This is a genomic window from Streptomyces sp. MJM8645, assembly GCF_001625365.1.
In the GTDB taxonomy this organism is placed as follows: Bacteria; Actinomycetota; Actinomycetes; order Streptomycetales; family Streptomycetaceae; genus Kitasatospora.
Map to the genome: position 1 here is coordinate 2,392,683 of NZ_LJJF01000001.1, position 18,457 is coordinate 2,411,139.

General features: G+C 72.8%; 20 protein-coding genes. 4 read left to right on the plus strand and 16 right to left on the minus strand.

From position 1 onward, the window contains the following. Nucleotides 1-75 precede the first annotated feature (75 nt). Nucleotides 76-342 (plus strand): protealysin inhibitor emfourin, encoded by a 267-nt coding sequence (locus A6F73_RS10240; protein ID WP_063351090.1) that lies wholly within the window; start codon nt 76-78, stop codon nt 340-342. A gap of 76 nt (nt 343-418) precedes the next feature. On the opposite strand, the gene era is transcribed toward A6F73_RS10240, so the two are convergent. The 14 genes from era to hrcA form a co-directional block, all read right to left on the minus strand. Then, a complete protein-coding gene (gene era, locus A6F73_RS10245; RefSeq protein ID WP_063347514.1) occupies nt 419-1,348 on the minus strand; it encodes a GTPase Era in 930 nt (309 codons plus the stop codon). A gap of 59 nt (nt 1,349-1,407) precedes the next feature. Beyond that, nucleotides 1,408-1,566 (minus strand): hypothetical protein, encoded by a 159-nt coding sequence (locus A6F73_RS41380; protein ID WP_159398424.1) that lies wholly within the window; start codon nt 1,564-1,566, stop codon nt 1,408-1,410. A gap of 152 nt (nt 1,567-1,718) precedes the next feature. Beyond that, nucleotides 1,719-2,072, minus strand: a complete 354-nt coding sequence (locus tag A6F73_RS10250) for a hypothetical protein (RefSeq protein ID WP_063351091.1) — start codon at nt 2,070-2,072, stop codon at nt 1,719-1,721. Between the two features lie 31 nt (nt 2,073-2,103). Next, nucleotides 2,104-2,649 (minus strand): DUF4383 domain-containing protein, encoded by a 546-nt coding sequence (locus A6F73_RS10255; RefSeq protein ID WP_063347515.1) that lies wholly within the window; start codon nt 2,647-2,649, stop codon nt 2,104-2,106. Nucleotides 2,650-2,667: 18 nt separating this feature from the next. Then, nucleotides 2,668-2,904, minus strand: coding sequence for a hypothetical protein (locus A6F73_RS10260; RefSeq protein WP_063351092.1), 237 nt, complete (start codon nt 2,902-2,904; stop codon nt 2,668-2,670). A 33-nt stretch (nt 2,905-2,937) separates the two neighbouring features. Further along, the gene (locus A6F73_RS10265; RefSeq protein WP_063347516.1) at nt 2,938-4,263 is read right to left on the minus strand and encodes a hemolysin family protein; all 1,326 of its coding nucleotides are present in this window, start codon (nt 4,261-4,263) and stop codon (nt 2,938-2,940) included. 19 nt (nt 4,264-4,282) lie between these two features. Beyond that, the gene (gene ybeY / locus A6F73_RS10270; protein WP_063347517.1) at nt 4,283-4,777 is read right to left on the minus strand and encodes an rRNA maturation RNase YbeY; all 495 of its coding nucleotides are present in this window, start codon (nt 4,775-4,777) and stop codon (nt 4,283-4,285) included. A gap of 14 nt (nt 4,778-4,791) precedes the next feature. Then, nucleotides 4,792-5,808, minus strand: coding sequence for a PhoH family protein (locus tag A6F73_RS10275; protein WP_244293611.1), 1,017 nt, complete (start codon nt 5,806-5,808; stop codon nt 4,792-4,794). 278 nt (nt 5,809-6,086) lie between these two features. Further along, the gene (locus A6F73_RS10280) at nt 6,087-7,010 is read right to left on the minus strand and encodes a ribonuclease Z (protein ID WP_063347519.1); all 924 of its coding nucleotides are present in this window, start codon (nt 7,008-7,010) and stop codon (nt 6,087-6,089) included. Nucleotides 7,011-7,015: 5 nt separating this feature from the next. Next, nucleotides 7,016-7,369, minus strand: a complete 354-nt coding sequence (locus A6F73_RS10285; RefSeq protein ID WP_063347520.1) for a histidine triad nucleotide-binding protein — start codon at nt 7,367-7,369, stop codon at nt 7,016-7,018. A gap of 120 nt (nt 7,370-7,489) precedes the next feature. Then, the gene (locus A6F73_RS10290; RefSeq protein ID WP_063351093.1) at nt 7,490-10,726 is read right to left on the minus strand and encodes a S41 family peptidase; all 3,237 of its coding nucleotides are present in this window, start codon (nt 10,724-10,726) and stop codon (nt 7,490-7,492) included. A gap of 72 nt (nt 10,727-10,798) precedes the next feature. Next, the gene (locus tag A6F73_RS10295; RefSeq protein WP_063347521.1) at nt 10,799-11,548 is read right to left on the minus strand and encodes a 16S rRNA (uracil(1498)-N(3))-methyltransferase; all 750 of its coding nucleotides are present in this window, start codon (nt 11,546-11,548) and stop codon (nt 10,799-10,801) included. Nucleotides 11,549-11,660: 112 nt separating this feature from the next. Continuing rightward, nucleotides 11,661-12,800: a molecular chaperone DnaJ gene (dnaJ, locus tag A6F73_RS10300; RefSeq protein ID WP_063347522.1), complete on the minus strand. Its 1,140-nt coding sequence runs from the start codon at nt 12,798-12,800 to the stop codon at nt 11,661-11,663. 76 nt (nt 12,801-12,876) lie between these two features. After that, nucleotides 12,877-13,911, minus strand: a complete 1,035-nt coding sequence (gene hrcA, locus A6F73_RS10305; RefSeq protein ID WP_063347523.1) for a heat-inducible transcriptional repressor HrcA — start codon at nt 13,909-13,911, stop codon at nt 12,877-12,879. Between the two features lie 263 nt (nt 13,912-14,174). On the opposite strand from hrcA, the gene htpX reads away from it, so the two are divergent. From htpX to A6F73_RS10320, 3 genes are all read left to right on the plus strand, one after another. Next, nucleotides 14,175-15,095, plus strand: coding sequence for a zinc metalloprotease HtpX (gene htpX, locus A6F73_RS10310; RefSeq protein WP_063347524.1), 921 nt, complete (start codon nt 14,175-14,177; stop codon nt 15,093-15,095). Nucleotides 15,096-15,166: 71 nt separating this feature from the next. Beyond that, on the plus strand, nt 15,167-15,751 hold the full coding sequence (locus A6F73_RS10315; RefSeq protein ID WP_063347525.1) for a hypothetical protein: 585 nt from the start codon (nt 15,167-15,169) through the stop codon (nt 15,749-15,751). Nucleotides 15,752-15,775: 24 nt separating this feature from the next. After that, a complete protein-coding gene (locus A6F73_RS10320; protein ID WP_063347526.1) occupies nt 15,776-16,603 on the plus strand; it encodes a DUF3097 domain-containing protein in 828 nt (275 codons plus the stop codon). 3 nt (nt 16,604-16,606) lie between these two features. Here the strand turns inward: A6F73_RS10320 and A6F73_RS10325 are convergent, their stop codons facing one another. Continuing rightward, nucleotides 16,607-17,161 (minus strand): Uma2 family endonuclease, encoded by a 555-nt coding sequence (locus tag A6F73_RS10325; RefSeq protein ID WP_063347527.1) that lies wholly within the window; start codon nt 17,159-17,161, stop codon nt 16,607-16,609. Between the two features lie 41 nt (nt 17,162-17,202). Then, the gene (hemW, locus tag A6F73_RS10330; RefSeq protein WP_063347528.1) at nt 17,203-18,432 is read right to left on the minus strand and encodes a radical SAM family heme chaperone HemW; all 1,230 of its coding nucleotides are present in this window, start codon (nt 18,430-18,432) and stop codon (nt 17,203-17,205) included. Between the last annotated feature and the right edge of the window lie 25 nt (nt 18,433-18,457).

Genomic DNA, 18,457 nt, shown 5'->3' on the forward strand with positions numbered 1-18,457 from the left:
AGGTTGAGCCGGGCTTAAGGTCACGGTCCGGGAAAAGACCGGCAAACTCCCTCCCCTGGTAGCACCATGGACACCATGCGTATCCAGGTGACCCGGACCGGCGGCTTCGCGGGGATCGTCCGCCATGCGGAACTCGACACCGTCGACCGCACGGACGCCCCGCACGTCCACGCGCTCGCCCGCGAGGCCGTCGCGGGCGGGCTGCGGGCGCCCTCGTACGGGGTGCCGGACGGCTTCCACTACGAGATCACCGTCGACGGCCGGACGGTCTACTGCGCCGACCCGAAGCTCACCGACTCGCAGCGCGAACTGGTGTCGCTGGTCCTGCGCGAGGGCGCGTAGCCCCACCGGCCCCCGGACATGCCGAAGGCCCGCCCGATCGATCAGATCCGGGCGGGCCTTCGCTGGGAGCCGGGGCTCAGAAGCCGAGCTTGCGCAGCTGCTTCGGGTCGCGCTGCCAGTCCTTGGCCACCTTGACGTGCAGGTCCAGGAAGACCGGCGTGCCGAGCAGCGCCTCGATGTGTTTGCGGGCGGTGGTGCCGACGTGCTTGAGCCGCGCGCCCTTGGCGCCGATGACGATCGCCTTCTGGCTCTGCCGCTCGATGTAGACGTTGGCGTGGATGTCCAGCAGCGGGCGGTCCGCCGGGCGGCCCTCGCGCGGGAGCATCTCCTCGACCACGACGGCCAGCGAGTGCGGCAGCTCGTCCCGGACGCCCTCCAGGGCGGCCTCGCGGATCAGCTCCGCGACCATGATCTGCTCGGGCTCGTCGGTGAGGTCGCCGTCCGGGTAGAGCGGCATGCCCTCCGGCAGCAGCTTGGTGATCAGGTCGCCGACCAGTTCCACCTGCTTGTCGCCGACGGCCGAGACCGGGATGATCTCGGCCCACTCGATGCCCAGTTCCTCACCGAGCTGGTGGATGGCGATCAGCTGCTCGGCGAGCCGCTTGGAGTCGACCAGGTCGGTCTTGGTGACGATGGCGACCTTGGGGGTCTTCTTGACCTCGGCGAGTTCCTTGGCAATGAACTTGTCGCCGGGGCCGAGCTTCTGGTCGGCGGGCAGGCAGAAGCCGATCACGTCGACCTCGGCCCAGGTGCTGCGGACCAGGTCGTTGAGGCGCTCGCCGAGCAGGGTGCGCGGCTTGTGCAGGCCGGGGGTGTCGACCAGGACGAGCTGGGAGTCCGGGCGGTGCACGATGCCGCGCACGGTGTGCCGGGTGGTCTGCGGGCGGTCGGAGGTGATCGCGACCTTCGTCCCCACCAGAGCGTTGGTCAGGGTCGACTTGCCCGCGTTGGGTCGGCCGACGAAGCACGCGAAGCCGGAGCGGTACGAGGAGGAAGGGGCACTCATGTGCTCCATTCTCCCTGATCACCGGAGTCGCGCTGCCCGGGCCCGCCCGCACCGCCCGATCAGCCCTTGCGACCGCCCCGCGAAACCACCGACATCACCACCAACAGGACCAGGAAGGCGACCGAACCCCAGAGCCAGTACGGCGAGCCGGTCTCCTGCCACTTGCCCATCCCCATCACGAACAGCAGCAGCCCGGCGAAGAACGCCACCGCCCCCATGTGCCCAGCCCCCTCACCGAGTTCACTCCCCCGGTGAGACTATCCGCTCGGTTCGGGCAGGTGTTCGCCAGGCCGCCGCCATCGCCCGCCATCGCCCGCCGCGGCAGGCCGCAGCGGGCCCTGAGCAGGCCCCGGCGGGCCTCAAGCAGCCCTCAGCGGGCCTCGGCCGCCACCCGCAGCGTCCCGTCCACACCGGCCAGCAACACGGGCGTCCCGGCCCCGCCGAGGTCCCGGACGGCCGCCAGGTCGGCCTCGGCCGGCTGCTCCGCCTCGCTCACCACGGCCGCCGCCTCCAGCGACTTCGCACCGCTGGCCACCGCCATCGCCACCGCCGTCTGCAGCGCGCTCAGCCGCAGCGACTCCAGCGCGACCGTCCCGGCCACGTACGTCCGGCCGGTCTCGTCACGCACCGCGGCCCCCTCGGCGACGCCGTTGCGGGCGCGGGCCGAGCGGGCCAGGGTGATGATCTTCTTGTCTTCGGGGTCGAGCTCGACGATGTCACTCATGCCGCCGAGCATAGGCGGCCCCCGCGGCCGCTCAGTGGCCGACCGGGTGGGTCGGACCGGGGTTCGGGTTGAGGACCTTGACGAAGGTCTTCGGCCCGGACGGCCGCGCCGTCTCGTGCTCCGTGCGCTCGCGCCAGAACGGGTTGTCGTGCGGCAGGTGACTGCTCACCCGGCCATACATCCCGAAGGTCGTCAGGATCACCCCGAAGATGAAGGCGAACAGCACGTTCGACATCCGGAAGTTCAGGATGTTGGCGTCCGGCCGCCCGAGCACCGCCAGGCCGTAGAAGCCGGACAGGACGAACAGCACGCCGACCACCATGTTCAGGTTGGACGCGAAGTTGCCGCCGACCACCGCCCCCGCCACCAGGATCGCGCCCGCCACGATGGACAGGATGCTCAGCGCCCCGTTGGTCGACAGCCCGGTGATCCGGTCACCGTGGGTGGCGAGGAAGCCCGGGTGATCGGCCAGCCCCAGGCACCCGAACACGATCAGGAAGATCCCCCCGAGCCCCGCCCCGATCCGCCACACCGTGGCGAGCCGGCTGTTCACGGGCAGTTCGTCTTGCAGCTTCATGGCGACCTCCACCACGGCCTAGCTGTAGGGATGGCTCCCCTGCATGTGCGGCACCTCGTGCATGTAGAGCGAACCGCACTGCTGGCAGCAGCGCAGCCCGGTGCCCCACTCCTGCTCGGGCCTCGTCTCGGCGTCGTCGGCCAGGCTGCGGCCGCAGAGCGCCGTCGCGGGGTCGCCGTCGCGCACCACGTGCCAGACCTTGACCCCGCCGGTCGCACCCTGCGGGCCGTACTCCGCGCGAAGTTGATGCGTCATGCTGTCCATGGTCGCTCCGCCGGGGCGCGACCGCTACTCGCCGGGCTCCGCCCCGGCCTCCGCGGCCTTGCGGACCGGGGTCGCGACCATCGAGCCGATCCGGTTGCGGCGCCCGGCCGAGGACTCGGCGGTCAGCAGGATGCCGGTCAGCCCGGTGCCGGCGGGCTCGGGCAGCGGGATCTCGCAGGCCGAGCCGGGGATCGGCACCCGGCCGAGGTGCTTGGCCAGCAGGCCGCCGACGGTCTCGACGTCCTCGTCCTCCAGCTCGATGCCGAAGAGCTCGCCCAGGTCCTCCACCAGCAGCCGGGCGGTGATCCGGTACGAGCCGTCGCCGAGGTCCTCCACCGGCGCGATCTCCCGGTCGTACTCGTCGGTGATCTCGCCGACGATCTCCTCCAGGACGTCCTCGATGGTGACCAGGCCGGCCGTGCCGCCGTACTCGTCGATCACGATCGCCACGTGCGAGCGGCGCTGCTGCATCTCGCGCAGCAGGTCGCCGGCCGGCTTGGAGTCCGGCACGAAGACGGCCGGGCGCATCACCGCGCCGACCTCCTCGGACTCCGCCTCCCGGTTGATGTGGGTACGCCGGACCAGGTCCTTCAGGTAGACGATGCCGACCACGTCGTCCTCGCTGTCCCCGACCACGGGGATCCGCGAGAAGCCCGAGCGCAGCGCCAGGGTGAGCGCCTGCCGGACGGTCTTGTGCCGCTCGATCATCACCAGGTCGGTGCGCGGCACCATCACCTCGCGGACGATGGTGTCGCCCAGCTCGAAGACCGAGTGCACCATCCGGCGCTCCTCGTCCTCGATCAGGTCGTCCTTCTCGGCGAGGTCGACCAGTGCCCGCAGTTCGGCCTCGGAGGCGAACGGCCCCTCCCGGTAGCCCTTGCCCGGGGTCAGCGCGTTGCCGAGCAGGATCAGCAGCCGCGGGATCGGGCCGAGCACCGCGGCCAGCGGCAGCAGCACGAAGGAGGCGGCGGTCGCGGTGGTGAGCGGGTGCTGGCGCCCGATCGTGCGCGGCGAGACCCCCACCGCGACGAAGGACACCAGCACCATCACGCCGAACGCCAGCAGCACGGCCTGCCAGATCGGCTCCACGTTGCGCACGCACACCACGGTGACCAGGACGGCCGCCGCCATCTCGCTGGCCACCCGGATCAGGGTCGCCAGGTTGAGGTAGCGGATCGGGTCGGAGGCGACGGTCAGCAGCCGGGCCGAGCCGCGCCGCCCGGCCCGCACGGCCTCCTCCGCCCGGAACCGGGAGACCCGGGAGATGCCCGCCTCGGCGCACGCGGCCAGCCAGCCGAGGACGACCAGGAGCACGGCACCGAGGATGAAGCTCGTACTTTCACCACTCACAGGGGTTCGGGCTCCGCGCTCAGTGGGTGGTGGGGGCCGGGGAGAGACCACCGAGGCCCCGGCCCGCCCGCCAGTCGTCCAGGATGCGCTTCTGGAGGGCGAACATCTCCTCCTCCTCCTCGGGCTCCTCGTGGTCGTACCCGAGGACGTGCAGCACCCCGTGGACGGTGAGCAGTTGGAGCTCCTCGTCCATCGAGTGCTTGGAGGGGGCCGCCTTGCCCTGCTGCTCGGCGACCTCCGGGCAGAGCACGATGTCGCCGAGCAGGCCCTGCGGCAGCTCCTCGCCCTCCTTGCCGGGGCGCAGCTCGTCCATGGGGAAGGACATCACGTCGGTGGGGCCGGGGAGGTCCATCCACTGGATGTGCAGCTCCTCCATCGCCGCTCCGTCCACCAGGATCACGGACAGTTCGGACTGCGGGTGGATCCGCATCTTGTCCAGGGCGAAGCGGGCGACGTCGAGGATGGCTTCCTCATCGGCGTCCCAACCGGACTCGTTGGCGATGTCGATCGACATGACGGGCTGCGTACTCAGCTTTCGGTGCGATGGGACTGACGGGGTGCGCGGGAGCCGCGCCGCTGGGCCGGCTTGCGGGCGGGCGAGGGGTTCTCCTCGGCCTCCTGCTTGGCGTCCCAGCGTTCGTAGGCGTCCACGATCCGGCCGACCAGCTTGTGGCGGACCACGTCGGTGCTGGTGAGGACGGAGAAGTGGATGTCGGGCACGTCGGCCAGGATGTCCTGGACGACCTTGAGGCCGCTGCGGGTGCCGCCCGGGAGGTCGATCTGGCTGGTGTCGCCGGTGACGACCACCCGGGAGTTGAAACCGAGGCGGGTGAGGAACATCTTCATCTGCTCGGGCGAGGTGTTCTGGGCCTCGTCCAGGATGATGAAGGCGTCGTTGAGGGTGCGGCCGCGCATGTAGGCCAGCGGCGCGACCTCGATGGTGCCGGCCGCCATCAGGCGCGGGATGGAGTCCGGGTCCATCATGTCGTGCAGCGCGTCGTACAGCGGGCGCAGGTACGGGTCGATCTTCTCGTAGAGGGTGCCGGGCAGGAAGCCCAGCCGCTCCCCCGCCTCGACGGCCGGGCGGGTCAGGATGATCCGGTTGACCTCCTTGGCCTGGAGGGCCTGGACGGCCTTGGCCATCGCGAGGTAGGTCTTGCCGGTGCCGGCCGGGCCGAGGCCGAAGACGATCGTGTGCTTGTCGATCGCCTCGACGTAGCGCTGCTGGTTGAGGGTCTTGGGGCGGATCGTGCGGCCCCGGTTGGACAGGATGTTCGCGGTGAACACCTTGGACGGCGCCGGGCTGTCCGGGTCCTCCGCGGCACCGCGGAGCATGGCGATGGAGCGCTCCACGGAATCCTCCGTCAAGGGCTGGCCGGTGCGCAGCACCAGCATCATCTCGGTGAAGAGCCGCTGCACGAGGGCGACCTCGGCGCGCGCTCCGGTGGCGGTCACCTCGTTGCCGCGGACGTGGATGTCGGCGGCGGGGAAGCCCTGCTCGATCACGCGCAGCAGCGAGTCCGCCGTGCCGAGCAGGGTGACCATCGGGTGCTTCTCGGGGATGACGATCCGGGCGCTGACGCGACCGTCGTCGGCCGGTTCGGGGCGCGACTGTCCGTTCGTACGGGTCTGCGATGTGTCACTCATAGGTCGGCGCTGGGCCTGCCTCATCCCATCCGTGGTGTCGTGTGCCGATCGGTCTCTCCGGGGCACCAGGGTACGCCGCGCACGTGGTCGCCGCGGCGGGCGGCGGGGCCGCACCCGACGATGCTGCGGCAGATCGGGGAGCGGCGCGAGCGCTTTTCACGGGGTGCGGGCCGGGTTCACGGCTGGCGCCGGACGGGGACGGGCACCCGGGCGAGGTCGGCGGCGAGCACCAGCTCGCCGTCGAAGTGCTTGCGGGCGTCGGCCAGATGCTGGCCCAGGTCCGGGTAGCGCTGGGAGAAGTGGGTCAGCACCAGGGTGCGCACGCCGGCCTCGGCGGCGGCCTTGGCGGCCTGCCCGGCGGTGAGGTGGCCGTGCTCCTCGGCGAGCCGGGAGTCGGCGTCGGTGAAGGTCGACTCGGCGACCAACAGGTCGGCGCCCTCGGCGAGTTCGTACACGCCGTCGCAGAGCCGGGTGTCCATCACGAAGGCGAAGCGCTGGCCCGGCCGGGGCTCGCTGACCTCCTCCAGGGTGACCCGCCGGCCGTCCGCCTCGATCGCCCCCTCGTGCTGGAGGCGGCCGACCGCGGGGCCGAAGACGCCCAGCGCGGCGAGGCGTTCGGGCACCAGGCGGCGGCCGTCCGGCTCGGACAGCCGGTAGCCGAAGGACTCCACGGGGTGGGACAGCCGCACGGCGTCCAGCGCGAAGCGGGCGCCGGGCGCGGGCAGCGGGCCCGGCTCGTCGATCGGCCGGGGCCGCAGGACGGCCGTCTCGTGGTAGGCGGTGGCGTGCCGCAGCCGCTCGAAGTAGACCTCGCCGGAGGCCGGGAAGTAGACGTCCACCGGGTGGGGGACGCGGTCCAGGTTGATCCGCTGGATCACCCCGGCGAGGCCCAGGCAGTGGTCGCCGTGGAAGTGCGTGACGGCGATCCGGGTGATCTGGGTGGCCGAGACGCCGGCCAGCAGCATCTGCCGCTGGGTGCCCTCGCCGGGGTCGAACAGCAGGCCCTCGCCGTCCCAGCGGAGCAGGTAGCCGTTGTGGTTGCGGTGCCGGGTGGGCACCTGGCTGGCGGTGCCGAGGACGACGAGTTCGCGCTGTGACACGTAGGTCAGACCATGCTCTCGGTCATCGGCTTGCCGCCGAGCACGTGGACGTGGGCGTGGAAGACCGTCTGGCCGGCGCCGGCGCCGGTGTTGAAGATCAGCCGGTAGTCCTCGACGCCCTCGTCCCTGGCCACCGCGCCCGCCTCGGCGAGGAGTTCACCGGCGATCTCCGGCTCGGCGGCGGCCAGCGCGGCGGCGTTCGGGTAGTGGACGTGCGGGATGACCAGGACGTGCAGCGGCGCCTTGGGGGCGATGTCGCGGAAGGCGAGGACGCGCTCGGTCTTGCGCACCACGGTCGCCGGGATCTCGCCCGCAACGATCTTGCAGAACAGGCAGTCGGGCTGCGGCTCGCCGGCCATCGGCTTCTCCTCGGTTCGTGTCTGGTCTGGGGCCGTACGGGCGCAGCCTAGCGGGAAGTCGGCCGGGCCGACCTCCCGTTCGGCTGCTCTCCCGCCCGCCGGGGGCGACGGGGGCGCGCCCTACGCCCAGGGCATCGGCGGGGCCGTGCGGGGCGGGGCCGCGGCGAGCGCGGCGAGGGCGATCCGCACGCCCTCGGCCAGCTGCGGGTCCTCGCCGGCGGCCCACTGGTGCGGGGCCATCGGCACCTCGACGTCCGGGTCGACGCCGTGGTTCTCCACGCCCCAGCCGTAGTTCTCCAGCCAGTACGCGTACTTGGGCTGGGTGACGAGGGTGCCGTCGACCAGGTGGTAGCGGCTGTCGATGCCGATCACCCCGCCCCAGGTGCGGGTGCCGACCACCGGGCCGATGCCGAGCGTCTGGATGACGGCGTTGACGACGTCGCCGTCCGAGCCGGAGAACTCGTTGGCGAGCGCGACGACCGGCCCGCGCGGGGCGTCGAGGGGGTAGGGCACCGGGTGGTCGGTGTCCCGGATGGCGTTCCAGCCGACGATCCGGCGGGCGAGCTTCTCGATCACCAGCTGCGAGGTGTGGCCGCCGCGGTTCTCCCGGACGTCGACGATCACGCCGTCCCTGGCCAACTCCACGGCCAGGTCGCGGTGGATCTGGGCCCAGCCGGCCGACTGCATGTCGGGGATGTGCAGGTAGCCGAGCCGGCCGCCGGACAGCTCGCGCACCACGGCCCGCCGACCGGCCACCCAGTCGTGGTAGCGCAGCGGCTCCTCGTCGGCGATCGGGACGACCACCGGGTGGCGCCGGTCGGTGCCGTCCTTGCCGGCCACGGTCAGTTCGACCGGCTGCCCGGCGGTGCCGGCCAGCAGCGGGGCCGGGCCGGTGACCGGGTCCACCGGGCGGCCGTTGACGGCGAGGACCGCGTCGCCCGGGCGGATCGCGGCGCCGGGCGCGGCCAGCGGCGAGCGGGCCCGGGGGTCGGAGGACTCGCCGGGCAGGATGCGGGCGATCCGCCACCGGTCGCCGTCCCTGGCGAGGTCCGCGCCGAGCAGGCCCTGGCGCCGGGCGGGCTCGGTGTACCGGCCGTACGGGACGACGTAGGCGTGCGAGGTGCCGAGTTCGCCGTGCACCTCCCAGAGCAGGTCGACCAGGTCGTCGTGCGAGCCGAGGCGTTCCACGAGCGGCCGGTAGCGGTCCAGCACGCCGGCCCAGTCGACGCCGCCGAGGTCGGGGCGCCAGAAGTTGTCGCGCATCAGGCGGCCGTTCTCGGCGTACATCTGCCGCCACTCGGCGGCCGGGTCGACGGTGACCCGCAGCCGGGTCAGGTCGACGCCCACCTCGTCGTCCTCTCCGCCCGCCTTGTGCTCGGCCGGGACGATCCGCAGCTCGCTCCCGTCCAGCACGGCCACCCGGGTGCCGTCCCCGCTGACCGCGAAGCCGTCCACGCCGTGCACCAGTTGCTCGACGCGGCGCTTCTTCAGGTCGAAGCGCTCCAGCACCGGCCGGGGCCGCTCGTCCTCGGGCGAGGCCGCCTCGTCGCCGAGTTCGCCGAGCAGCGGGGCGCGGGTCCACAGCACGCCGTCCTTGGCGGCCCTGAGCGCGTCGAACCGGCCGCCCTCGACCGGGAACGGGACGATCCGGTCCGCGATGCCGTCCAGGTCGACCCTGGTCACCGGCGCGGCGTCGCCGGCGGCCTCCTCGCCGTCCGCCTTCCTGCCGCGCGGCTCGTCCTCCTCCCCGCCGAGCGGGCGCCCGGCCCGCTGCGGCCCGAACGGGGACGGCGTGTCGGCGGCCAGCGTGATCAGGTACGGGCGGCAGCCGTTGGGGAACGACAGGTCGAAGACGTGCGAGTCGTAGACCGGGTCGAAGTTGCGCACCGACAGGAACGCCAGGTAGCGGCCGTCCGCGGTGAAGGCCGGCGAGGTGTCGATGAAGCGCTCCTGGGTGACCTCGCCGACCGTCCGGGTCGCCAGGTCGGCCAGCACGATCTGGCGCAGCGAGTACGGGCCCAGCCGGTGCACCGGCCGCGACCAGGCCAGCCAGGCCGAGTCCGGGCTGAAGGCCAGCCCGCCGACCTCGCCGTCGGCGCTGCGGTCCAGCTCGTGCACGGTGCCGTCGGCGAGCGCGACCAGCAGGACCCGGCCGTCGTGCACGCCGAGCGCGGCCTGCCTGCCGTCCGGGGACACCGCCAGGGAGTTGACCCGGCCGATCCGCCCGGCGGCCAGCCGGCGGCGCTCGGCGCCCTGGGCGTCGGGGGCGAACTCCAGCGCGTCCTCGCCCTCGGCGTCGGACACCCACAGCACGCCCTGGGTGCCGTCCTCGCCCGGCACCACCCGGGCCAGCCGCCCGCGCACCCCCGGGGTCTCGTCCAGCACCCGGGCCGGGCCCTCGCGGTGGGTCAGCCAGTGCACGTCGCCGCGCACCACCACGGCGCCGGCCCGGCCGGTGCGGTCGGGGGCGGCGGACTCCAGCCAGTGCGCGGCGTGCACCGGGCGGGGGCGGCGGCCGCTGCGCGGGCCGGCCAGCCGGATGTCGAGGCGGCGGGGCGCGGCTCCCGCCAGGTCGTCCAGCAGCCAGACGTCGCCGGCCCGGTGGAACACCGCCCGGGTGCCGTCGGTGCCGGCGTTGCGGGCGTAGAAGCCGTCCGGGTCGGTGGTGTGGCGGCGCAGGTCGGAGCCGTCCGGAAGGCTGGAGTAGAGCTCGCCGACGCCCTCGTGGTCGGAGAGGAAGGCGATCCGCTCCCCCACCCACAGCGGCGAGTCGAGCTGGCCGTCCAACTCCTCGTGGACGCGGACGAATTCGTCCCGCCCGATCCACAACTTGCCCGCCCGGCCGCCCCGGTAGCGCTTCCACCAGGCCGGCTCGCGGTTGTTGACGGTGCCCAGCAGCACGCGGTCGCCGCCCGGCTCGAAGGCGAGCCCGCCGACCGGCCCGTACGGCAGCCGCACCGACTCGCCGCCGTCCAGCGGCACGGCGTGCGCCCAGCTGCGGCGCAGGGTCGCCTCACCGGCGGTGGTGAGGGCGATCGGGCGCCCGTCGGCCGTCCAGCCCCGCACCTCGGTCTGCTCGCTGCCCCAGTGGGTGAGCCGCCGGGACGGCCCGCCGTCCACCGGCACCACGTGCACCTCGGGCGCGCCGTCCCGGGTGGAGGTGAAGGCGATGTGCCGCCCGTCGGGGGCGAACCGGGGGTGCCGGACGGGCAGGTGATCGGCCGTCAGCCGCCAGGCCCGGCCACCGTCCAGCGGGGCCAGCCAGACGTCGTCCTCGGCGACGAAGGTGACCAGGTCACCGTGCAGATGGGGGTGGCGCAGGTAGGCGCCCGCAGAGGTGCTCAGGGGTTCCGTCACGCGGTCAGCGTAGGCACGCGCGCGCACGGCGCGGGCCGGTTCGGGCAGACTCCGACCGCACGGGCGGGCCGGCTACGACCAGCGGCCGGTGCGCCCCAGCAGCAGGGCGCCGGCGGCCACCCCGGCGGTGGAGGTGCGCAGCACCGAGGGGCCCAGCCGGTACGGCCCGGCGCCCGCCTCGGCGAACGCGGCCAGCTCCTCCGGGGAGACCCCGCCCTCCGGGCCGACCACCAGCACCACGTCCCCGGCCGCGGGCAGCGCGGCCAGCGCCAGCGGCTCGGCGCCCTCCTCGTGCAGCACGGCGGCGAACGCGGCCTGGGCCAGCAGCGGCGCCAGCTGCCGGGTGGTCGCCGGCTCGCGCACCTCGGGGAAGCGCAGCCGACGGGACTGCTTGCCGGCCTCCCGGGCGGTGGCCCGCCACTTGGCCAGCGCCTTGGCGCCCCGCTCGCCCTTCCACTGCGTGATGCAGCGCGAGGCGGCCCACGGGACGATCACGTCCACGCCGACCTCGGTCATGGTCTCCACCGCGAGCTCGCCGCGGTCGCCCTTGGGCAGCGCCTGGACGACGACGATCCGCGGCGCCGGCTCGGGCTCCCGGCGGACGGCGGCCACCGTGACGTCGATCGCGTCCTTGCCGAGCACCGCGGCGACCGTCCCGTCCACCCCGAGGCCCAGCCCGTCGGCGAGGGTCACCGCCTCGCCCGCCGCCAGCCGCTTCACCGCGGCCGCGTGCCGCCCCTCCGGCCCGTCGAGGCGCACCACGGAGCCGGGCGCGGCGGCGGCGATCCGCTCGGTCTCGACGACGAAGACGGGGGCGGTCATGCGGGGAACCTCCGGGGGGTGGGGCGGATCGGGAACGCGAAAGGGGCGCCGGGCAGAACCCGGCACCCCCGCGCGGACGGCCAGGGCCCGGCAAGCGGCCCCGGCCTAGGGCCTAGCGGCCGTTGAACGCGTCCTTGAGGCGCGAGAACAGGCCCTGCTGGCCCGGCGCGAACTGGCCGGACGGCCGCTCCTCGCCGCGCAGCACCGCGAGCCGGCGCAGCAGCTCCTCCTGCTCGGGGTCGAGCTTGGTGGGCGTCTGCACCTCGACATGCACTATCAGGTCGCCTCGGCCGCCGCCGCGCAGGTGCGTGATGCCGCGGCCGTGCAGCGGGATCGACTGGCCGGACTGGGTGCCGGGCCTGATGTCGAGCTCCTCCAGCCCGTCCAGGGTCTGCAGCGGCACCTGGGTGCCGAGGGACGCGGCCGTCATCGGGATGGTGACGGTGCAGTGCAGATCGTCCCCGCGCCGCTGGAAGACGGTGTGGGTGGTCTCGGCGATCTCGACGTACAGGTCGCCGGCCGGGCCGCCGCCGGGGCCGACCTCGCCCTCGCCGGCCAGCTGGATCCGGGTGCCGTTGTCGACACCGGCCGGGATCTTGACCGTCAGGGTGCGCCGGGCGCGGACCCTGCCGTCGCCGGCGCACTCCGGGCACGGGGTCGGCACGACCGTGCCGAAGCCCTGGCACTGCGGGCAGGGCCGGGAGGTCATGACCTGGCCCAGGAACGACCGGGTGACCTGGGACACCTCGCCCCTGCCGCGACACATGTCGCAGGTCTGCGCGGAGGTGCCGGGGGCCGCGCCCTCACCGCTGCACGTGGTGCAGGTGACGGCCGTGTCGACCTGGAGTTCCTTGGTGGTGCCGAAGGCGGCCTCCTCCAGGGTGATCTCCAGCCGGATCATGGCGTCCTGGCCGCGGCGGGTGCGCGAGCGCGGGCCGCGCTGGCCGGCCGCGGCGCCGAAGAAGGCGTCCATGATGTCGGAGAAGCCGAAGCCGGCCGCCCCCGCGCCGAAGCCGCCCGCGCCCCCGCCACCCGGCGAGAGCGGGTCACCGCCGAGGTCGTAGACCTGGCGCTTCTGCGGGTCGGAGAGCACCTCGTAAGCGGCGTTGATCTCCTTGAACCGCTCCTGCGTCTTCGGGTCCGGGTTGACGTCCGGGTGCAGTTCGCGTGCCAGGCGTCGGAAGGCCTTCTTGATCTCGTCCTGCCCCGCATCCCGTCGGACGCCGAGTACCGCGTAGTAGTCCGTGGCCACCAAATGCTCCGCTTGTTCCGCCTGTAGTAGTGCTGCGACTGGACACCGCCGTCAGAGGTTCCGACGGCGGCCTGTGCTACGACTCGGCCAGGATCTGGCCCACGTACCGCGCCACCGCACGCACCGCCCCCATTGTGCCCGGATAGTCCATCCGGGTCGGACCGATCACACCCAGTTTGGCCACGCTCTCGTCGCCCGAACCGTAACCGACCGACACCACCGAGGTGGAATTCAGCCCCTCGTAGGCGATCTCCCGCCCGATCCGGACCGTCATCGCGGCGTCCGCCGTCTCACCCAGGAGACGGAGCAGGACGACCTGCTCCTCCAGGGCTTCCAGCACCGGCTGGATGGTCAGGGGGAAGTCGTGCCCGAAGCGGGTCAGGTTGGCCGTGCCGGCCAGCATGATCCGCTCCTCGTTCTGCTCGGCGAGCGCTTCGAACAGCGTCGCCAGGACCGTGCTGACGGTCGGGCGGTCCGGCGGCTCGAAACCTGCCGGGAGCTCCTCCAGGAACCCCGGCACGTCCGGCAGCCGCTGGCCGACGGCCCGCGCGTTGATCCGGGCCCGCAGGTCCGCCAGGACCGTCTCGCCGACCGGGCCCGGGCAGTCGACCATCCGCTGCTCGACCCGGCCGGTGTTGGTGATCAGGACCAGCATCACCTTGGTCGGTGCCAGCGCCACCAGCTCGATGTGCCGGACGGTGGACCGCGACAGCGAGGGGTACTGCACCACCGCGACCTGCCGGGTGAGCTGGGCGAGCAGCCGCACCGTCCGCATGACCACGTCGTCCAGGTCGACGGCGCCGTCCAGGAAGTGCCGGATCGCCCGGCGCTCGGGGGCGCTCATCGGCTTGACCTCGGCGAGCTTGTCGACGAACAGGCGGTACCCCTTGTCGGTGGGGATGCGCCCGGCGCTGGTGTGCGGCTGGTGGATGTAACCCTCCTCCTCCAGCGCCGCCATGTCGTTGCGCACGGTCGCCGGGGAGACTCCGAGGTTGTGCCGCTCCACCAGGGCCTTGGAGCCGACCGGCTCCTCGGTGCCCACATAGTCCTGGACGATCGCGCGGAGCACGGCGAGCTTGCGGTCGTCCAGCTGGCGAACCTCACCGGCCATGGGGCACACACCTCCGTCTTCGCACGTTGTCCGTTCGTGTCACGCATGCTGCTGCCCGCTCCGGGAGGATCCCGGCTCCGGCACCCGCTTTGGCACTCTGAACCTGCGAGTGCCAAAACCGTACCTGCCAGTGTAAGGCCCGGGCCCAACGGCAGGAACGGCCCGGCCGGAGTGATCCTGCCCGCAGTTCCCGGCGCGGGGGTGGTGCCGCAGGGCCGTCCGGGTGGCAGCATCGAAGACGACGGCGAATGGAGGAGCAAGCAATGTCGAGCTCGGGCCAGCACACCCGTTTCGCGCCCGACCGCGGCCTGACCGGCCGCATGGTCGTGACGATGTTCGTGATCGGGCTGCTGTACGTCGGTTTCACCGGTCTGCTGATCGTGCTGCTGCGCGGCGCCTGGCCACTGATCGTCCTGATCTCCGGCGGGCTGTTCGTGGCCCAGTTCTGGTTCAGCGACAAGATCACCGAACGGGCGATGGGCGCCCACCAGGTGACCCCTGAGCAGTACCCGCAACTGCACGGCACCATCGACCGGCTCTGCGCGCTGGCCGACATGCCCAAACCCCGGGTGGCGGTCGCCGACAACGACATGCCGAACGCCTTCGCCACCGGCCGCAACCCGCAGAACGCCGTGGTGTGCGTCACCACCGGCCTGCTGCGCCGGCTGGAGCCCGAGGAACTGGAGGGCGTCCTCGCCCACGAGCTGTCCCACGTCGCCCACCGGGACGTCGCGGTGATGACCATCGCCGGCTTCCTCGGCGTCCTCGCCGGGGCCATGACCCGGATCGCCATGTACGGCGGGTTCATGGGCGGCAACCGCAACAACAACGACCAGAACGCGGCCATCGTCGCCCTGATCATCCCGCTGGTGTCGATGGTCGTCTACGCCATCAGCTTCCTGCTCACCCGGCTCCTGTCCCGCTACCGGGAACTCGCCGCCGACCGCGCCGCCGCCCAGCTCACCGGCCGGCCCAGCGCCCTCGCCTCCGCGCTCACCAAGGTCACCGGCCAGATCGCCGCCATCCCCAGCAAGGACCTGCGCCAGGCGCAGCCCTACAACGCCTTCTACTTCGCCCCCGCGCTGAGCGCCCGGGAGACCGCCTCGCAGCTGTTCTCCACCCACCCGACGCTGGAGAAGCGGCTCGCGGAGCTGGCGAAGATCTCCGAGCAGCTCGGCCGCTGAGGCCCCGGCCCCCTGCGGCCCTCCCGCCCCCCTCCTGGCTCCTCCCGACTCCCTCCCCCGAAAGGACCGCCGTGGGAATCCTGGACACCCTGTTCGGGCGCACCAAGCCCGTCAAGCCCGACCTCGACCAGCTGTTCGGCGTCCCGTCCGCCGCCCTCACCCTGGAGGCCGCGGCCGGGTTCACCCCCACCGGGCTCGGCTCGGTCTGCTTCGCCGCCGTCGAGGGCGCGGCCTTCGGCCAGGTCGAACAGCAGGTGCGGGCGCTGCTCGACGCCGACACCGAGCGCGGCGGCGTCCCGGTCGAGGCCTCCAAGGACGGCTACGGCTACTCCTGGCTGCTCGCCCGGCACACCCCCGAGGAACTGCCGGACCTGGTCAACGACCTGCACGCGGTCAACAGCGAGCTGGAGGCGAACGGCTTCGGGCCGCAGCTGCTCTGCTCGCTGGTCGGCTTCCGCAACCCGGGCGGGCAGTCGCTGGCCCTGGTCTACCTCTACAAGCGCGGCACCTTCTACCCCTTCGCCCCGATGCCCGGCGGCGGGGAGCGGCGCAACAGCCCGCTGGAGCTCCAGGTCAACGCGACGCTCGGGAACGACCTGCGGCTGGAGAAGGACCTCAGCCGCTGGTTCCCGGTCTGGGGCGCGCCGGGCCTCTGACGGTCCGTCCGTATAGTCGCTTTCATGCACAGCCGCCAGTACGGACCCGACCTGACCCCGCCGTGGAAGAAGCAGCAGCCCGCCCCGGAGGTGACCGCCGAACGGGACCTGGTGGTGGAGGAGGCCGCCACCGGCTTCTGCGGCGCGGTGGTGCGCTGCGAGAAGACCGCCGAGGGCTTCACCGTCACCCTGGAGGACCGCTTCGGCAAGCTCCGGGTGTTCCCGCTGGTGCCGCGCGGCTTCCTGCTGGAGGGCCGGACGGTCACCCTGGTGCGCCCGGCCGGCCCCGCCCCCTCCCGCACGCCGGGCCGCACCGCCTCCGGCTCGGTCGCCGTCCCCGGCGCCCGGGCCCGGGTCGCCCGCGAGTCGCGGATCTACGTCGAGGGCCGGCACGACGCCGAACTGGTCGAGCGGGTCTGGGGCGACGACCTGCGGATCGAGGGCGTGGTCGTCGAGTACCTGGAGGGCGTGGACGACCTGCCCGCGATCGTCGCCGACTTCGCCCCCGGCCCGGGCCGGCGCCTCGGCGTCCTGGTCGACCATCTGCTCCCCGGCACCAAGGAGCACCGCATCGCCGCCCAGGTCACCGGCGACGCCGTCCTGGTCGTCGGCCACCCGTACATCGACATCTGGCAGGCCGTGAAGCCCGCCTCCGTCGGCATCCCCGGCTGGCCCGCCGTCCCCCGCGGCGAGGAGTGGAAGGAGGGCGTCTGCCGCCGCCTCGGCTGGCCGGTGAACACCCCCGCCGCCTGGAAGCGGATCCTCTCCACGGTGGACAGCTACAAGGACCTGGAGCCGGAACTGCTGGGAAAGGTCGAGGAGTTGATCGACTTCGTGACGATTCCGGAGTGACTGTCAGAGCGTTCCGAACTCACCTGTGTCCAGCGTCACGCCCAGGACGTCGACCCGGACGGGGTCGCCGAACTTGAAGGGCTGCCCGACCGCGTAGTCCGGGGCGCCCGACGCGGTAGCGGTGTCGGGTTCGGTGAGCAGCAGACACTCGCCCTTGAAGGGGTCGACGATCAGATAGGCCTTGATCGTCCCGCCCGCGTACATCTCCCGCTTGACGTGGTAGTCGCGATAGGCGCTGGTCTTCGACACCACCTCGACGACCATGGTCACCGCAGGCGCCGGGACCAACCGTCCGGGGACTTCCACCGCGCCCCGCTCGATCACCACCAGATCGGGCTGCAGCTCGCTGGCCTCGTGCGCGAAGGCCAGGTCCTGGGTCTGCAACCGATGCCAGAGAGCCCTCGGGACCTGATCCACGATGCACTCGACGATGAGGTTGTGGACCAGGTCCGGCCCCGCCGTCATCACGATTTCCCCCCTGATGAGCTCGGCCTTGACGCCTTCCGGCACCTCCAGGTTCTCGAAGATCCCGGTCATCCGATCATCGATGGCGGTCATCGCACGCTCCCTCCGACGGCTGACGTCCACGTCAACGAATGTCAGTCCACCAGGTCACGTACGACCGCGTCGGCGAGCAGGCGGCCCTGGAGGGTGAGGACGGCGCGGCCCCCGGCGTACGGCTCGGCGGCGAGGAGGCCGTCGGCGAGGTGGCGGGCGGCGGCGTGGCGGCCGGTGTCGGTGAGGAGGGTGAGCGGGATGCCCTCGGCGAGGCGCAGTTCCAGCAGGATGCGCTCGACCCGGCGGTCCTCCTCGGCGAGCACCTCGCGGCCCAGGGCGGGGGTGCGGCCCTCGGCGAGGGCCTGGGCGTAGGCGGCGGGGTGCTTGGCGTTCCACCAGCGGACGCCGCCGACGTGGCTGTGCGCGCCCGGGCCGGCGCCCCACCAGTCGGCGCCGGTCCAGTACAGCTCGTTGTGGCGGCAGCGGCCCTCGGGGGTGGTGGCCCAGTTGGAGACCTCGTACCAGGTGTAGCCGGCGGCGCTGAGCGCCTGTTCGGCGATGAGGTAGCGGTCGGCGTGCACGTCGTCGTCGATCATCGGCAGTTCGCCGCGCTTGACCCGGGCGGCGAGCTTGGTGCCGTCCTCGACGATCAGGGAGTACGCGGAGACGTGGTCGGGCCCGGCGCCGATGGCGGCGTCCAGGGAGGCGCGCCAGTCGTCGTCGGACTCGCCGGGGGTGCCGTAGATGAGGTCCAGGTTGACGTGGTCGAAGCCGGCGGCGCGGGCCTCGGCGACGCAGGCCTCGGGGCGGCCGGGGGTGTGGTGGCGGTCGAGCAGCTTCAGGACGTGCGGGCGGGCGCTCTGCATGCCGAAGGAGACCCGGTTGTAGCCGCCCTCGCGCAGTTCGGCCAGGTAGGCCGGGTCGACGGACTCCGGGTTGGCCTCGGTGGTGACCTCGGCGCCGTCGGCGAGCCCGAACTCCTCGCGCAGCGCGGCGAGCATCTTCACCAGGTCGCGGGCGGGCAGCAGGGTGGGGGTGCCGCCGCCGAGGAAGACGGTCTGCACCGGCAGGTCGACCGGGCCGAGGACCTTTCGGGCCAGCCGGATCTCGGCGACCACGTTGTCCGCGTAGGTCTCCTGGGAGGCGACCGCCCCGGAGGAGCGCAGTTCGGTGGCGGTGTAGGTGTTGAAGTCGCAGTAGCCGCAGCGGCTGGCGCAATAGGGCACGTGCAGGTAGAAGCCGAACGGCCGCTGCCCGAGACCGGTGCGGGCGGATGCGGGCAGGGAACCGTCGGACGGCACCGGTTCGCCGTCGGGGAGTGCGGAGGGCATGACCCCATTGTCCCGTACGGCTCAC

Excerpts from the sequence above, each read along its gene's own strand:
- A6F73_RS10240 (WP_063351090.1), top strand. The coding sequence starts at position 76 with ATGCGTATCCAGGTGACCCGGACCGGCGGCTTCGCGGGGATCGTCCGC.
- era (WP_063347514.1), bottom strand. The coding sequence starts at position 1,348 with ATGAGTGCCCCTTCCTCCTCGTACCGCTCCGGCTTCGCGTGCTTCGTC.
- A6F73_RS41380 (WP_159398424.1), bottom strand. The coding sequence starts at position 1,566 with ATGGGGGCGGTGGCGTTCTTCGCCGGGCTGCTGCTGTTCGTGATGGGG.
- A6F73_RS10250 (WP_063351091.1), bottom strand. The coding sequence starts at position 2,072 with ATGAGTGACATCGTCGAGCTCGACCCCGAAGACAAGAAGATCATCACC.
- A6F73_RS10255 (WP_063347515.1), bottom strand. The coding sequence starts at position 2,649 with ATGAAGCTGCAAGACGAACTGCCCGTGAACAGCCGGCTCGCCACGGTG.
- A6F73_RS10260 (WP_063351092.1), bottom strand. The coding sequence starts at position 2,904 with ATGACGCATCAACTTCGCGCGGAGTACGGCCCGCAGGGTGCGACCGGC.
- ybeY (WP_063347517.1), bottom strand. The coding sequence starts at position 4,777 with ATGTCGATCGACATCGCCAACGAGTCCGGTTGGGACGCCGATGAGGAA.
- A6F73_RS10275 (WP_244293611.1), bottom strand. The coding sequence starts at position 5,808 with ATGGTCACCCTGCTCGGCACGGCGGACTCGCTGCTGCGCGTGATCGAG.
- A6F73_RS10285 (WP_063347520.1), bottom strand. The coding sequence starts at position 7,369 with ATGGCCGGCGAGCCGCAGCCCGACTGCCTGTTCTGCAAGATCGTTGCG.
- A6F73_RS10295 (WP_063347521.1), bottom strand. The coding sequence starts at position 11,548 with ATGACCGCCCCCGTCTTCGTCGTCGAGACCGAGCGGATCGCCGCCGCC.
- hrcA (WP_063347523.1), bottom strand. The coding sequence starts at position 13,911 with ATGGCCGGTGAGGTTCGCCAGCTGGACGACCGCAAGCTCGCCGTGCTC.
- htpX (WP_063347524.1), top strand. The coding sequence starts at position 14,175 with ATGTCGAGCTCGGGCCAGCACACCCGTTTCGCGCCCGACCGCGGCCTG.
- A6F73_RS10320 (WP_063347526.1), top strand. The coding sequence starts at position 15,776 with ATGCACAGCCGCCAGTACGGACCCGACCTGACCCCGCCGTGGAAGAAG.
- A6F73_RS10325 (WP_063347527.1), bottom strand. The coding sequence starts at position 17,161 with ATGACCGCCATCGATGATCGGATGACCGGGATCTTCGAGAACCTGGAG.
- hemW (WP_063347528.1), bottom strand. The coding sequence starts at position 18,432 with ATGCCCTCCGCACTCCCCGACGGCGAACCGGTGCCGTCCGACGGTTCC.